Source organism: Opitutia bacterium KCR 482, assembly GCA_029269845.2.
Classification (GTDB): Bacteria; Verrucomicrobiota; Verrucomicrobiia; order Opitutales; family Intestinicryptomonadaceae; genus Merdousia.
Genome location: CP149973.1, coordinates 396,131 through 410,904, shown reverse-complemented (window position 1 = coordinate 410,904; position 14,774 = coordinate 396,131). Strand labels below are relative to the sequence as shown.

9 protein-coding genes are annotated in these 14,774 nt (G+C 55.8%); 7 read left to right on the top strand and 2 right to left on the bottom strand.

All coding sequences use genetic code 11. The features are described from left to right. Positions 1 to 328: 328 nt before the first annotated feature. From P3B99_001655 to P3B99_001645, 3 genes are all read left to right on the top strand, one after another. A complete protein-coding gene (locus tag P3B99_001655; GenBank protein WYJ07835.1) occupies positions 329 to 1,162 on the top strand; it encodes a tetratricopeptide repeat protein in 834 nt (277 codons plus the stop codon). A 187-nt stretch (positions 1,163 to 1,349) separates the two neighbouring features. Beyond that, a complete protein-coding gene (locus tag P3B99_001650) occupies positions 1,350 to 3,722 on the top strand; it encodes an alpha-L-rhamnosidase N-terminal domain-containing protein (protein WYJ07834.1) in 2,373 nt (790 codons plus the stop codon). Positions 3,723 to 3,818: 96 nt separating this feature from the next. Then, positions 3,819 to 5,141, top strand: a complete 1,323-nt coding sequence (locus tag P3B99_001645) for a folylpolyglutamate synthase/dihydrofolate synthase family protein (GenBank protein ID WYJ07833.1) — start codon at positions 3,819 to 3,821, stop codon at positions 5,139 to 5,141. Positions 5,142 to 5,238: 97 nt separating this feature from the next. Here P3B99_001645 and P3B99_001640 read toward each other — a convergent pair whose 3' ends face one another. Continuing rightward, positions 5,239 to 5,637 carry a YraN family protein gene (locus P3B99_001640; GenBank protein ID WYJ07832.1) on the bottom strand — a complete coding sequence of 133 codons (399 nt, stop codon included), beginning with the start codon at positions 5,635 to 5,637 and terminating at the stop codon, positions 5,239 to 5,241. Positions 5,638 to 5,717: 80 nt separating this feature from the next. On the opposite strand from P3B99_001640, the gene alr reads away from it, so the two are divergent. From alr to P3B99_001625, 3 genes are all read left to right on the top strand, one after another. After that, on the top strand, positions 5,718 to 6,806 hold the full coding sequence (gene alr, locus P3B99_001635) for an alanine racemase (protein WYJ07831.1): 1,089 nt from the start codon (positions 5,718 to 5,720) through the stop codon (positions 6,804 to 6,806). Positions 6,807 to 6,825: 19 nt separating this feature from the next. After that, entirely contained in the window at positions 6,826 to 7,701 is an 876-nt protein-coding gene (gene metF, locus P3B99_001630) for a methylenetetrahydrofolate reductase [NAD(P)H] (GenBank protein ID WYJ07830.1), read from the top strand. Positions 7,702 to 7,791: 90 nt separating this feature from the next. Then, positions 7,792 to 11,028 (top strand): SEL1-like repeat protein, encoded by a 3,237-nt coding sequence (locus P3B99_001625; GenBank protein ID WYJ07829.1) that lies wholly within the window; start codon positions 7,792 to 7,794, stop codon positions 11,026 to 11,028. 69 nt (positions 11,029 to 11,097) lie between these two features. Here the strand turns inward: P3B99_001625 and galB are convergent, their stop codons facing one another. After that, positions 11,098 to 13,557, bottom strand: a complete 2,460-nt coding sequence (gene galB / locus P3B99_001620) for a beta-galactosidase GalB (protein WYJ07828.1) — start codon at positions 13,555 to 13,557, stop codon at positions 11,098 to 11,100. Between the two features lie 428 nt (positions 13,558 to 13,985). Here galB and P3B99_001615 point away from each other — a divergent pair, with 428 nt between their 5' ends. Then, a complete protein-coding gene (locus P3B99_001615; protein WYJ07827.1) occupies positions 13,986 to 14,771 on the top strand; it encodes a biotin--[acetyl-CoA-carboxylase] ligase in 786 nt (261 codons plus the stop codon). Positions 14,772 to 14,774: the final 3 nt, after the last annotated feature.

Sequence of the window (14,774 nt, the reverse complement as noted above, 5' to 3'; positions counted from 1 at the left end):
GACGCCTCTAACAAGTCAGCGCACGGCGCGAAGATTTTTAAAATGCTTTGGGATAAAAGTTTGGTTGGGCGTTTCGCACAGCTACCGTAGTTTAGGGATTGCCGCGTACGCCACGCACCCTGAGCCACTCGCAAAGCCACTCTTATAGGGGCATTTTGACGCCTCTAAAATTACAGCGCACGGCGCGAAGATTTTTAAAATGCGTTGGGATAAAAGTTGGGCTTATTGGTAAGCGGAGATTCCAAGTTTGTGGATTTCCGCTTTTCTTTTCATCTATTCCAATATCTAATTGACTGTTTATATTGTATGTCGATAGAATACGGGGTTAATGAAAAAAATAGTAGTAAGTTTGATGTCGATTGGGTGTGCGTTGTGTGTGTTTGCCGACGCGTTTGATTTCGACGCCAAGTTGAAGCTTGCCGAAAAGGGCGACGCCGTTGCCCAGAACGAAATCGGCGAATATTATGCCGACGGCGGCGGCGGCAAGTTCTCGCCCCGCTACATGACGGCTTTTGCCTGGTGGGAGAAAGCCGCCCAAAACGGCAATGCCCGCGCCTTGACAAACATCGGCGCGGCTTGGTACGCAGGAAACGGCGTAAAGCGCAACGGGCCCAAGGCTGTCGCCTACTGGCTTGAAGCCGCCAAGCGCGGCGACCCAGAGGCTCAATACCTCATGGGGCAGGCGTACAGTGGCGGAATTTCCGTTTTGCCCGACGTCAACACTGCCGTTTTCTGGTGGGACAAGGCCGCCAAGCAGAACCACCCCAAGGCTCAGTTTTGTCTTGCTTTTGCCTATGCAAAGGGGCAGGGCGTGCGCGAGCGCGACCCTCAAAAGGCGTTCGAGCTTTGGAAAGCCGCCGCCGAGCAGGGGCATTTGCAGGCGCAGGTATATCTTGCCCTCTGCTACTTCACGGGCGAGGGCGTAAAGCCCGACCTCGCAAAAGCCTTCTCGATTTGGACTGCCGCCGCCGACTTCGGCAACCGCGACGCCATGCGCTATCTCGGCATTCTCTATGCCAACGGCACGGGCGTGAAGAAGGACACGAAACGCGCCATGGAGCTTTTTGCCGCCGCCGCAAAAAAGGGCGACAAGGAGGCGGCGGCGTACTACGAGCAGTTGCGGCTCGACTCTTCCGTGCCCGCGCCGAAATCGATAAAGTAGGCATATTTCCCGCGCAGAATTTACCCTTCGAACCGCAGTCGATTCTGCGGTTTTTTTGTCCCCGCGCGGAAAATGCGCCTGCCGCCGAAAAGCAAAATCGCAAATTGTGTGATGAATAACAGTTTTGTTGGAATATGTTGACAATAATGCGCCGTTTGTTTTTATCGAATTTGAAAAGATACTATATATGAGAAAACTGCTTTTAACCGTTTCCGCGCTTGCGGTTTGCGCTGCGGCTTTTGCGACGCCGCAAGACTTCGACCGCAAAATCCACACAAAAATTTGGACGGCAAAATGGGCGGGAGACCCCGCCTACTACACGCCCGAATACCGCGTGCTGCATTTCCGCCGCTCGTTCGATTTGCCCAAAAAGCCCGAAAGCTTCAAAATCAACGTGAGCGCCGACCAGCGTTTTGTGCTGTACGTCAACGGCAGGCGCGTTGCGCGCGGGCCCGCCCGCGGCGACCTCGACAGGTGGTATTTCGACACGCTCGACATCGCCCCGCATTTGAAGTCTGGCAAAAACGTCATAGCCGCGCTCGTCTGGCATGCGGGCAAGAACGCACCGAAGGCGCAGATTTCCGAGAGGCTTTCGTTTGTGCTCGACGGCGCGACTGACGCCGAAAACTTTGTGGCAACGCCCTCCAAGTGGAAAATGAAAAAGTCGGCGGCGTTTTCGCCCACCCGCAACCGCTGGTACACAGGCCCCGGCGACAATATCGACGCGTCGAAGTACGACTGGGGCTGGACTGAGCCTGACTTTGACGACTCCTCTTGGCGCAACGCCCAGTATGTCGGCGCGGCGTACACTTGCGCTTCGGCCTGGGGAGAGGCTGGGCGCGCCCTCACTCCGCGCGAGATTCCCCAGATGGAGGAAAAGCCCGTGCGCATGAAGAGCGTGCGCCGTTTTTCGGGGGTCGAAGCCGTCCCGAATTTCATAGCCGGCGAAAAGTTCGAAATTCCCGCAAACACAAAGTGCCGCGTGCTTTTGGACAACGGCGTTTTGACGAACGCGTATCCCGTGCTGAAAACGTCGAAGGGCGCGGGGGCGGTTGTAAAGGTAAACTACGCCGAGGGCATGTTCGACAAGAGCGGAATCAAGGGCAACCGCGACGAAATCGAGGGGCGCGACTTCAACGCAAGCGAGGAAGTCTTCGACATATTCCGTCCCGACGGCGGGGCGTCGCGCGAATTTTCGCCCCTGTGGTTCAGGACGTACAGGTACGTCGGCTTGGACATCGAGACAAAGGGCGAGCCGCTCGTTATCGAGGACATGTACGGAATTTTCACGGGCTACCCATTCGAGGAAAACGGCAAGTTCGACTCCGACGACGCGTCGCTTGCGAAGATTTGGGAGGTCGGTTGGCGCACCGCGCGTCTCTGCGCCCTCGAAACCTACGTCGATTGCCCCTACTACGAGCAGCTTCAATACGCGGGCGACACCCGCATTCAGGCTCTGATTTCGCTGTACGTTTCCGGCGACGACAGGCTGATGCGTCAGGCGATTACCGCGTTCGACAATTCGCGCACGCACCTGAACATAACGCAGTCGCGCTTTCCGTCGAGCCTCACGCAGTTCATTCCGCCGTTTTCCCTCTACTGGATTGAAATGATTTGCGACTACGCCATGTTCCGCGGCGACTTCGACTTCCTTTCCGACAAGCTCATCGGCGTCCGCTCCGTGCTTGCGTGGTACACAAAACAGCTCGACGGCGGGCTGCTCAAACCGAGGCTTCCGTTCTGGAATTTCGTCGATTGGAGCGAAAAGACAAAGGGCGCAAATTCCGAGGGCTGGTGGCACGGCGTTCCGCCCGAAGGCGAAAACGAAGGCTCGGCGATAACAACCCTCCAGCTTGCGATTGCCATGCGCGACGCCTCCGTTCTCATGCGCAAAATGGGCTACCCGAACGACGCCGACGAATTTTACGCCCGCTACAAGGAAATCGCAAAGGCGGTTCGCGAAAAGTGTTGGGACGCCGAACGCGGAATTTTTGTCGACTACGCGGGCGCGAAATCCACAAGCCAGCACGTCAACATTTTGGCGATTCTCGCCGACGTTTTGGACGAATCGGAACAGCCCGCGCTGATGAAAAAAGTCCTCGAATCCGGCGAGATGACTCCGTGCACAATCTATTTCAAATTCTACCTCATGGAGGCTCTCCGCAAGGTCGGCATGGGCGACCTCTACCTGCCGCAGCTGCGCGAGTGGCGCGACATGCTCGGCGCGGGGCTTACGACTTTCGCCGAAACTCCCGAACCGTCGCGCTCCGACTGCCACGCGTGGAGTTCAAGCCCCAACTACCATCTGCTGTCGCTTGTGTGCGGCGTGATGCCCGCCGACTACGGGTTCTCGAAAATCCGCGTGTCGCCGAATCTGGGCGACTTGAAGGAAATTTCGGGAACAATTCCGCACCCGAAAGGCGAAATCAGGGTGATGTTCAGAAAGAACCTCGAAGGCGGAATCGACGGCTCGATAAAAACGCCCGTCGGGGGCGAATTCGAATGGCGCGGCGCAAAGACAAAACTTCGCGCGGGCGACAACGAAATCAGGGTGAAATAAAGTCCGCAAAACGCGGCGGGGCGGCGGTGAAAATCGCCGCTTCGCAATTTTAGCGTTGAAGCGTCGGGCGGTCGGGTTCAAAATGCGCCGTTTAAAATGAACGACTTTTCCGCTTTCGAAAAAACAGAGGACTTCCTCTACGCGCTGCGCAACGCCGGCTCGAAGTATTCGCTCGACCGCATTCGCGCGTTCTGCGCCGCGCTCGGAAACCCGCAGAACGGCTACCCGAAAATCCACGTCGCAGGAACGAACGGCAAAGGCTCCGTCTGCGCAATGCTCGAACGCGTTTTGCGCGGGCGCGGGCTGAACGTCGGCATGTTCACCTCTCCGCACCTGACGTATTTGGGCGAGCGCATTCAGGTGAACCGCGTTCCCGTTTCGAAGCCCGACCTCGTGGGCTACGCGGCGAAACTGCGCGGAGTTGCGGACTCGGTTTTCGACCCGTCAAACATCGCCGAATACCCGTCGTTTTTCGAATACATGACGGCGGCGGCGTTCCTTTATTTCTCCGAAAAAAACGTCGATTGCGCCGTAGTGGAAGTCGGCTTGGGCGGCAGGCTCGACTCCACAAACATCATTCTTCCCGAACTCTCCGTGATAACCTCCGTGGGGCTTGACCACATTCAAATGCTCGGCTCTACCGTGGCGGAAATCGCGCGGGAAAAGGCGGGGATAATAAAGGAGGGCGTGCCCGTCGTTTGCGGATTTTTGCCGCCAGAGGCAATGCGGGTTGCGGAGGAGGTCGCGGCGGAAAAACACGCGCCGCTCTACAAGGCGGAGGACTTTTTCCCGAACGATTCCGACCTGCCCGAAACTTCGCTCTACGGCTACTACCAGCGCAGGAACGCCGCGACCGCCGTTTTGTGCGCAAGGGTTTTGCGCGAACGCGCGGCGGCGGGCGTTGCGCCGCAAATATTCTCGCGCTTGGAGGAGTCCGCCGCACGTTCCGCGCTGCTCGACGTTTCGTGGGCGGCGCGTTGGCAGAAAATTCCGCTCGCGAACGGCGCGGAGCTGATTCTCGACGCGTCGCACAACGAGGAGGGGGCGCGGACTCTCGAAAGCAACTTGGCGTCGCTGCCGAAGTCTGTGCGTCCCGTAATCGCGGTGGGCGTTTTGGGCGAGGAACGCGCCGTGCCGCTGCTCAAAGTGGTGAAAAAATACGCGCGGAAAATAATTTTGCTCGTTCCCGACCAGCCCCGCGCATTGGGCTTTGCCGCGCTCAGAAAGTGCCTCGGCGAATGCCCCGTCGAGATTGTAGAGGCGAAAGTTTCCGACGTTTTCGGGGCGGGCAACGCGTGCGCGGCGGTCTCGCGCGGCGAGACCATTGTTTCGACAGGCTCGATTTACCTTGCGGGCGAAGTCCTCGCCGCGCTGTCGGGCGGAGAGTCCGACAATCTCCAAGACATTCCGTACAAATAAAGCCGCGCAACCCCGACGAAATCGGCGCGTGGATTTTTTGAAATTACGCTTTCTCCGCGGCGCGAAAATCGCGCGGAAGCCGACCCGCCGCGCCTGCTTAGCCCACGTTCGGAAAATGCCTTACGGAGACGGGTTTGCCGTCGCGGTCGTGGCGCACCTCCACGGCGTCGAAACGCCAGTTGTCGGGCTTGTTCGGCATGCGCGACATGAACGCGCGGGCGCATTTGCGCAAAACGGCGAGCTTCTTTTTCGACACCGCCGCGTAGTATCCGTCAACAACCGCGTTTTCGGAGCGCGTCTTGACCTCCACGAACACGAGGCAGCCGGCGTCCCGCGCCACGATGTCGATTTCGCCGTGCCCGCTTCTGAAATTTCGGGCGACGATTTTCATTCCCTCGCCCGCCAGAAATTTTGCGGCGGCGTTTTCGCCCAGCCTGCCGATGCGGGCGGCTGGCGTTTCGTTTCGGCGGAAAATCTCAAAAATGCGTTCGAACATGGGACGATAATCGGCGTCGGACGGGCGGCGGTCAAGTTTTTTGGGCATTTGAATTTGACACGCGGGAGAATTGTAAAAAAATGGTCGCTGATAAAATCGTGAACAAGCATATTTTGAGGTCGTGGATTGAGGTCGATTTCGACAGGCTCGAATCGAACGTCAGGAGCATTAAAAATTCGCTGCCGAAGGGCGTGAAATACGTCGCGGTCGTGAAGGCGGACGCCTACGGGCACTGCATGCCGCAGGCGCTTGTCCGCTTTCTGCGCGGCGGGGCTGACTTGTTCGCGGTGGCGAACCTCTACGAGGCGTCGCGCGTGCGCGAGGTCGTCTCAGACAGGCAGGTTCTGGTGCTCAGCCCGATTCTCAAAGAGGAGCGCCCGCTGGTTTTCGACTACGGCGCAACGCCCGCGGTTTCGTCGTACGCCGAGGCGCAGGCGTTCGACGAACTCGCCGCAAAGCGCGGGAAAATCCTCGGTGCGCACATCAAGCTCGACACTGGCATGGGTCGCGCGGGCGTCTGGCACGAAAAGGCGGACGAGGTTTTTCCGAAAATCCTCTCGCTGCCGCACCTGAAAATCAACGGCATATTCTCGCACCTTTCGAGCGCGGACACCGACAGAGACTACACGTTCGGGCAGGTCGAAATTTTCAGGAAAGTCGTGTGCAAATACGGCTCGCCCGACATGCTTTTGCATATCCACAACAGCGCGGGGCTTAGCTATATTCCGATTGAGCCGCCGCTGAACGCCGTCCGCATGGGGCTTGTGCAGTACGGCATAAATCCGTTCGACGACGGCGGCGGTTTCGAGTCTTTGGGGCTGCGCTCCGTGCTCGCGTTCAAGGCGCGGATTTTGGCTGTGGGCGAGCGCGGCGGAAAGAAAATAGCCTCGGTCTGCGCGGGCTACGCCGACGGCGTCCCCGCGGGCTTCAATTCCGACGCCCGCGTGCTCGTGGGCGGCAAACGCTGCAAGATTTTGGACTGCGTGGGTCTCGACGAAATGTACATCGACGTAAGCGGCGTCGACGCGCACGTCGGCGACGAAGTCTCGTTCATCGGCGAGCAGAACGGCGCGGAAATTTCCCTCGCCGATTACAGCCGCTGGACGAGCCGCATTCCGTGGGAAACCATGGTCGCCATTCCGCGCAGGGTGGACAGAATATTAAAATAAGATACGGAGAAATTTTTGCATGGAAAACAATCGAAATATAAAAGACAAATTCGCGAACGGCAGGACCGTGTTTTCGGTCGAATTTTTCCCGCCGAAAACCGAGGAGGGCGCGCGCCAGATTCTGCGCACGGCTAAAAAATTGCAGGAGCTTTCGCCCGACTATGCGTCTATTACATACGGCGCGGGCGGCTCCACGCGCGAGCGCACGCTCGACTACGGCGAGCTTTTGCGCGACATTTTCGGCTTCGAAATCATGCCGCACCTCACATGCCTCGGGCATTCGAAAGACGAAATCGCCGCCATACTCGACCGCTTCGAAAAGTCGGGCTTCCGCAATGTCATGGCGTTGCGCGGCGACCCTCCGAAGGGCGAAACGGCGTTCGTGCCGCACCCCGACGGCTTCAAGCATGCGAACGAGCTTGTGGAGTTCGTGAAGTTGCGCCACCCGCACTTCGGAATCGGCTGCGCGGGCTATCCCGAAAAGCACCCCGAAGCGGCTTCGCTCGACGCCGACATCGACAACCTCAAACGCAAAATCGACGCGGGCGCGGACTTCGTCATAACGCAGATGTTTTTCGAAAACTCGCATTTCTTCAACTTCGTGGACAAGTGCCGCGCGGCGGGAATCGACAAGCCCGTGATTGCGGGCATTCTCCCCGCGCTGTCGCTCAAACAGGTGATGAACTTCAAGTCGATGTGCTCCACGCAAATTCCCGACGCGCTCGTGGAACGCCTCCGCGCCGCGCCCGAAGACGGCGGGGCGCAGGTAGGCTTGGACTGGGCGAAAGAGCAGATTGCCGAGCTTAAAGAGCGCAAAGTTGCGGGCATACACTTGTATATTCTAAACCGCGCGGAATCGGCGATAAGGCTTTCGCACATCATACGCGGAAGATAGCAGACAGCGCATTTTTTCGAAGCGGCGTTCCATAGCGGGACGCCGTTTTTTTTGCTTTACACTTTGAACGGCAGGTTTAAACTCGTCCGTATGAAAAGAGCGATGTTATACCCCGCATTATTGTTTTTAATCTCGCCGCTTTTCGGAGCGGACGCCGACTATTCGGCAATGTTCGGTTCGGACAAACTCAAAGCGGCGTCGGCGGCTTACGAAAAATTCGGCTACGTTTCGCCGCTTGTGGAACTCGCAAAGACCGACGCCGCGGCGCGAAAAAAGCTCGACGAACTCGTTGCCGACTTGAAGTCGAAGAGCGAAAAAAGCTCGTACGCCCGCGAGAGGCTCGCCAACATCTATTTTCTGGATGGCGACAGGGAACAGTTCGAGAAAGTCGCAAATCCCGACTTCGCAAAAGTTGTGTTTGCTTCGCCCGACGAAATTTATCCCGAACTCGATGCCGAGACCTATTCGGTTCTTACGAAAGACAATCGGTATGTTTTCGGAAGTGCCATATCGCGGCTTTGCAAAATAAACAGGGAGGATATCGCAAAGGAAATCTGGAATTCGGACGGATATTGGAATCGGGAATTTCAACCGTGGAATGCGGTGTCTGATTACTCTACGCTCAAAAATATGGGAGTAGAGGGCATTTCAAAAAAACGGCTAATCGGGTTTCTTTCGAAATTCGCCGACGAACTCGACGCGTTCGCGGCTACGCGGATGTATGTTCTGACTATGAACGATGCGCAATATGCAAAGGAATTTGAAACTGCGAAAAAAGTCCTCGATACCCTTCCGCCCGACAGAAGGGCGAGCGAATTGAGAAGTGCTTTCGACAATTTCGGAATGAAAGAGCTTGCCGCCGAGCAGCTCGAAAAGCTTTACGAAATGGGGAAACTTAACTTGTACGAAAAACAATCCCTTCTTTCGTACTGGTTATACGGAAACCAAAATGTCTACAGAGATACCATCCCCGACAGCTTTTTCAGTAGCCCCAACCGTGCCAAGGCGGTTAAATTGATGGAGGAAATTGCACCCGTTGACACCGAGGTTTCCGATTCCACTACCACCGTAATGTTGATTTGTTATTATGCAAAAATCGGAGATTCGGAAAAACTTTCGCAGGCGTTGAAAAAATTCCTTCCGAAGATTCAGAATCAGTGGAATTTGAGACAGATTGCAAAGCGGCTAATTCTGGGAACCGACGGTTTCCCGAAAGACGAAAAACTTGCCCAGTCGCTGCTGAACAGGCTTATGATTACCGAAAGGGCCGATTTTTATCGAAATCTTGCGTTAGGGGTTACTTGGTCTTATTCCGACTATTATATCCCCCCGAAGCAGATGCAAAAGTTTTTGAGAACCTCCGCAGAGTTGGGGAACAAGGACGCAGCCAAGCATTTGCTCAGCTGGTTCGGCTATTTCGACGCACTCGAGTTTTGTGATTCTCTCAAAGACAGGGCTGCAGCCGAGAATTTGAAGGCGTGTTATCAAGCCGAAAACGGCGACTGGAGCAGCGCAGTGGAATCGTTCAAAGAATCGGCGCAGTTCGGCGGCGAATACGCGAAGCTTACTCTCGCCTGTTGCAAGTACGAGGGCAGAGGAATGGCGGTCGACAAAGCCGTCGCGCTTTCCGAAATGGAAAAACTCGTAAATTCCCTCAAGCCCTATCCTAATTCTTATATATATTCCAATGCTAAATCCCAAATTTCATTGCTTTTCGGCGAGAAGTCGGAAGTCTACGGGAAGTTTCTTGATTTGTGCAACCTTGCGGGAATTGCAGACAGTGCCTATGACAAATATCAGGTATTGTCGGATTATCCAGAAGCGGGGCGCGAGGTCAAGATTCTCGAGCTTGCAAAATCTTTCTACTCTTGGCGCAAGGACAATTTCAATTCTTCGGGTGAATTCCTCGATACCAAAAAAGCAAAAAATAAAAAGGTAAACATTGAGCTGGATTATGAATATACGTTTTCGTTAATGAGCGGCGAGGACGGCGAAAAGAATCCCGAAAAGGCTTTTAATATCATTAAAAATAATTACGCCTACGACAATCTGGGGCAATTCTGGCTCGCCTATTGCTACCGAAACGGAATCGGCACGAAAGCCGACCCCGACAAAGCAGACAAACTTTTGGCTTCAATCGATGTATCGGATCGCGTGCCGAATTTTGCATTTTTCAAGAATGCCCCGAAGCTTCCCGACGATGCGCTGAAACCGCTTGTCGAACGCTATATCGCAGGAGCAAAGACGGGCAGAATGTTGGCGAACGCCGCGCGGCTTTATCTGCGCGGCACGAACGGGCTTGCGCCCGACTTCGCCCGCGCGGTCGAGCTTTACGAACAGGCGGCGGCTCTCGACGGCAGGTTTTTCAAAAAGCTTGCCGAAGTCTACAAGAATAATTGGAAGTTGAAAGACGACAAAAAATATTTCGAAAACCTCAGCCGCTATTTCGACTATTGCAAAAAGGAATTATCGTATGTTCCGCGCGACGCCTACTTCGATTTGGCTCTTTGCCATTTGAACGGCAGGGGAACGGCGCGCGACGTAGCAAAGGCGTTGGAGTATTTCGAAAAGGCTGCCGAACGCCCGTATTCGACCAAAACAGTTCCCGCCCTCGAAGCCCTTGCGTACTGCGCCGAAAAGGGAATCGGGCGACCATCCGACCCCGCCGAAGCCGCAAAATTGCGCAAAAAGGCCGAGGAGCTTATGCTCGCCCAAACGTATCCAACTGGCGCGAAGAATGCCGTTGCAATCGCCAATCTTTACAACAAGGGCGGCTTGGAGTACAACCCAGAGCGCAAATTGCGTTGGCTTGAATTTTCGCGCAAGAACTTTCCGTCGCTTTCGATTCTCCGCGAATTCTACGATTTCTATACGAAGAATCCGAAACTCCGCGACTGGAAAAAGGCGAACGAATTTCTCGACGAGCACGCAAAGTACGCGCCGCATTCGCCGTGGGGCTTGTACCGCCGCGGGCTTTCGCTCGTCGTGGGCGCGGGTTGCGAAAAGGACGCCAAACAGGGAATCGCCCTGTTGGAGGAATCTTCCGAGCGCGGCAGAAGCGAGGCTGCGGAATTTCTCGCCTACGTCTACGACAAGGGAATCGGCGTTCCGCGCGACGAAAAGCTTGCCGAAAAGTGGCTTGCCGAGCTTAAAAAGAAAGTGCGCGCCTATCGCTGGCTTGCCGCAAAATACATTAACGGCACGAATTTCATAACCGACGCCGACCGCGCTAAATTCCTCCTGAAATTGGGTGCGGACAACGGCGACTACCGCTCGAAGTTCTATTTTGAAAACTTCGAAAAGTTCGTTTCCGATTCGCAAAAATAATCGCAGAAATAGGCTACAAAAAACGGCGCAGTCCGAAATGGATTGCGCCGTTTTTGCAGGCTGCTGCCGCTATTTTGTTTCTATCGGCTTTTGTATTTTTAGCGTGAGCGTCTTTGGCGCGAGCGTGTGCCCGTACGCCGTGATTTTCACGTCGCCCGATTCTCCCGTAGGTTCTACCACCGCCAGCAGTTTCCCGTTGAACGCCCTCATGTAGTTCGACGAGAACGCAGTCTGGTCTGTGGCGTCGCCGTTGCAGAGCGCGCGCAGTTTGCCCGCGCCCTCGACTTTCACGAACATGAAATTCGCCGCGCGCGGGCAGAACGTGCCGTCCTTGTCTACGATGTCGATTTCGACGAAAATCAGCTCCTTCGGGTCGGGCAGAAGGGTGTCGCGGTCGGCGGACATCTTGAATGTCGCGGCTCTGCCCGCGGTCTTTACGGTCTTTTCCTCCGCGGCTTTGCCGTCGTCGCCGTACGCCACAACCCTGATTTCTCCCGCCTGATAGGAAACATCGTCCCAAATCATGCGGTATCTTTCCATGACATTTTTTGTTTCGGGGTTTTTCGTCCTGACTCCCATGCTTTTGCCGTTTACGAAAAGCTCGGCTTTCGGGTAGTTTGTGTAGACGTGGACGGGCACGTTTTGTCCGAGCCTGTCCTCCCAGTTCCAGTGAGGCATGACGTGCAGCACCTTTACGTCGGGGTTCCAGCGAGCCTGATAGGCGTAGAAGCGGTCCTTCTTGAAGCCCGCAAGGTCGATGATTCCGAAGTACGAGCTGCGGGCGGGCGTTCCGGGGTTATAGGGAGTGGGTTCGCCGAGGTAGTCGTAGCCCGTCCATACGAATTCGCCGAAGAACGTCGGGTTGTCGTCGAGGGCGGCGAATTCCTCGTCGGGAATCTGCGCCCACGGCGGCGTTTCGGTGTCGTATGAGGAAACCTGATAGTCTTCGTGGTATGGCTGGCTGTCGCGCTTCACGGGGAAGTGGTAGCTTCCGCGCGAGCTTACTGTGGAGGCGGTTTCGCTTCCGTGGAATATCATGTTCGGATATTCCTTGGCATATTTTGCGTAGAGGAAGGGCTGGTAGTTCAGCCCGACAACGTCAAGCTCCTGCGGAATTTTGCTGACTTCGAACGCGCTTTTGATGTTGTTGATTCCCGCCGTCACGGGGCGCGTGGGGTCTACGCGGTGGACGATGTCTACAAGGAATTTCGCCGTCGCGCCGCCGTCGGGAAAGCGTTGGTCGTTGACTTCGTTGCCTATGCTCCAAAGTGCGACGCAAGGGTGGTTGCGGTCGCGCTTGACGAACGCGGTCAAATCCTTTTCGGCCCATTCGTTGAAAAGCTTGTGGTAGCCGTTTTCGCATTTCTGATGCCGCCATTCGTCGAATGCTTCGTCTTCGACGATGAAGCCCATTTCGTCGCAGAGGTCGAGCAGTTCGGGCGAGGGCGGGTTATGCGATGTGCGGATTGCGTTGCAGCCCATTTCTTTGAGCGTTTCGAGCTGGCGTTTGAGCGCGCGCACGTTTGTAGCCGCGCCGATGGGCCCGAGGTCGTGGTGCATGCAGACGCCGTTAATTGCGGTTTTTTTGCCGTTGAGGACGAAGCCGTTTTCGCGCGAAATTTCGATTGAACGGATTCCGAAGCGCGTTTCGTAGCGGTCAAGCTCTTTGCCGTTTTTGTCGAAAAGCGACGTTTCGGCGCGGTAGAGGTTGGGCGTTTTTACGTCCCAGAGCTGCGGGTTGGGAACGTCGATGTAGACGGGCTTCGAAATGTCTTCCGAGCTTCCCGAAGCCGCCAGCGAGCCGTCGGGCGCGAAGATTTTGTGGACGATTTTCGCCGCGCCATCTGGCTTTTCAACTTCCGTTTTCACGAGCACCGACGCCCTGTTTTTCGCGATTTTCGGCGTCGTGATGTATGTGCCGTTGTAGGCGACGTGCGTCGGCGACTTGTACACAAGGCGCACGTTGCGGTAAAGCCCCGCGCCCGAATACCACCTCGACGAAAGCTCTTTGTTGTTGAGGCTTACCGCGAGCGTGTTGGGCTTGCCGAACTTCACGAAATCGGTGATGTCGAACGTGAACGACGCGTAGCCGTAGGGCCACGTTCCGACGTATTTGCCGTTGACGAAGACCTTTGCGTTGCTCATTGCGCCGTCGAATTCGACGAACACGCGCGAGCCGTTTTTGCCGGCGGGAATGTCTAGCGTGTTTCTGTACCAGCCCGCGCCGAAGCAGGGGAGAGCTCCCGTGCGCCCCGTGCGCAGCATGGCTTTTTTGTCGCCGTCCTGAAAGACCTGAACGTACTGCATGTCGATGTTCATGTCGAAGGGCTTTCCGATTGCCCAGTCGTGTGGGACTTTGACGGACTCCCACTTGGAGTCGTCGAAAGATGTTTTTTCGGCGTCGGGGTAGTCGCCTTTCGCGAATTTCCAGCCGTCTTCGAGCGCGACCGTCGAGCGCGGCGATTCGCCCCCGAAGAGCGCCTGCGAGAGCGCGGTTGCCGTGAGTAATGTTGTAAGCAGTTTTTTCATATATATAGAATTGTGGTGAAGAAGAAAAAGCCTATCGCTTTTTGAGGTCGTGGCAATGATTATTTGCGCAATTATTTGCGCCAAAAATAAATTAATAAAAAGCTTTACAAAACGGAGTTTTTGCGGATTATATTTGTCTTTTCAAAAAAACAGAACTTTATATTCAAACAATAATAAGGTAGTAAAATGGCAAACTTAAAGAAAAAACGCAGATTGAAGATGAATAAGCACAAGCGCTCGAAGCGTTCAAAGGCGAATCGTCATAAGAAGCGCACGTGGGCGTGCTAAGCGCAAAAGCGTCCGTCAAAGCGCACAGAGCGTTTTTTGCTCGCAAAGTTTGCGAAGCCGGCATATTAAAATATGTCGGTTTTTTTGTTTTTTAGCCTTTGCCTTGACCGACTTCTGCGGCGTCTGCGATAATCCAAAACATGTCCGATACTCTCGAAAAATCGAAACTGCTTGCCGAGCTTGAAAAAGCGGGATTCGGCGGCGCACTGTATTTTTTCGATACCACGCAAAGCACGAACGACGACGCCATGCGCATGCTCCGCGGCGGCGAACGCCCTCCGTTTGTCGTGGCGGCAAAGACGCAGACGCGCGGGCGCGGGCGGCTCGACCGCCGCTGGTATTCCGACGCCGCGTCTACGCTTTGCGTTTCTGTGGCGGTCGAACTTCCGCGCGACGCGGGGCTTGTGTCTTCGTTTACGGTGGCGTGCGGCGTCGAGCTTTGCGCGGCTTTCGAACGCGCTTTCGGCGCGGAGCTTTTTTTGAAGTGGCCCAACGACCTCTATTCGAAGCGCGGCGGGAAAATCGGCGGAATGCTAACCGAGCTGCATGTCGGCGGCGGGGCGCGGAGCGCGGTTTTCGGCGCGGGCATCAACTGCTTTTCGGGAAGCTTGGACGCCCCCGAAGACGTGCGGGCGTCGATGGACAGCCTCGAATCCGCAAGCGCCGGCGGAGTTTCGATGAACGCGGCGTGCGGGATTGTCGCGGCGTCGGCGTTGCGTGCGGCGGAGCGCGTCTCGACCGACGGGCTGTCGCGCGGATTCTCGCGCTTCGACTGGCTGCGCGGCAGGCGCATGCGGCTCGACGTCGGCGGGCGGATTATCGACGGCGTTGCGTGCGGAGTTGACGATTTCGGCAGAATCGGAATTTCGGAAAACGGCGAGCCGCCGAAATTCTACGCGGCGGTGGAGGCATTCCCCGTAAAATGAAAA

What these genes read in the sequence shown, in the direction of transcription:
- P3B99_001655 (WYJ07835.1), top strand. Translation starts at nt 329, where the DNA reads ATGAAAAAAATAGTAGTAAGTTTGATGTCGATTGGGTGTGCGTTGTGT.
- P3B99_001650 (WYJ07834.1), top strand. Translation starts at nt 1,350, where the DNA reads ATGAGAAAACTGCTTTTAACCGTTTCCGCGCTTGCGGTTTGCGCTGCG.
- P3B99_001645 (WYJ07833.1), top strand. Translation starts at nt 3,819, where the DNA reads ATGAACGACTTTTCCGCTTTCGAAAAAACAGAGGACTTCCTCTACGCG.
- P3B99_001640 (WYJ07832.1), bottom strand. Translation starts at nt 5,637, where the DNA reads ATGTTCGAACGCATTTTTGAGATTTTCCGCCGAAACGAAACGCCAGCC.
- alr (WYJ07831.1), top strand. Translation starts at nt 5,718, where the DNA reads ATGGTCGCTGATAAAATCGTGAACAAGCATATTTTGAGGTCGTGGATT.
- metF (WYJ07830.1), top strand. Translation starts at nt 6,826, where the DNA reads ATGGAAAACAATCGAAATATAAAAGACAAATTCGCGAACGGCAGGACC.
- P3B99_001625 (WYJ07829.1), top strand. Translation starts at nt 7,792, where the DNA reads ATGAAAAGAGCGATGTTATACCCCGCATTATTGTTTTTAATCTCGCCG.
- galB (WYJ07828.1), bottom strand. Translation starts at nt 13,557, where the DNA reads ATGAAAAAACTGCTTACAACATTACTCACGGCAACCGCGCTCTCGCAG.
- P3B99_001615 (WYJ07827.1), top strand. Translation starts at nt 13,986, where the DNA reads ATGTCCGATACTCTCGAAAAATCGAAACTGCTTGCCGAGCTTGAAAAA.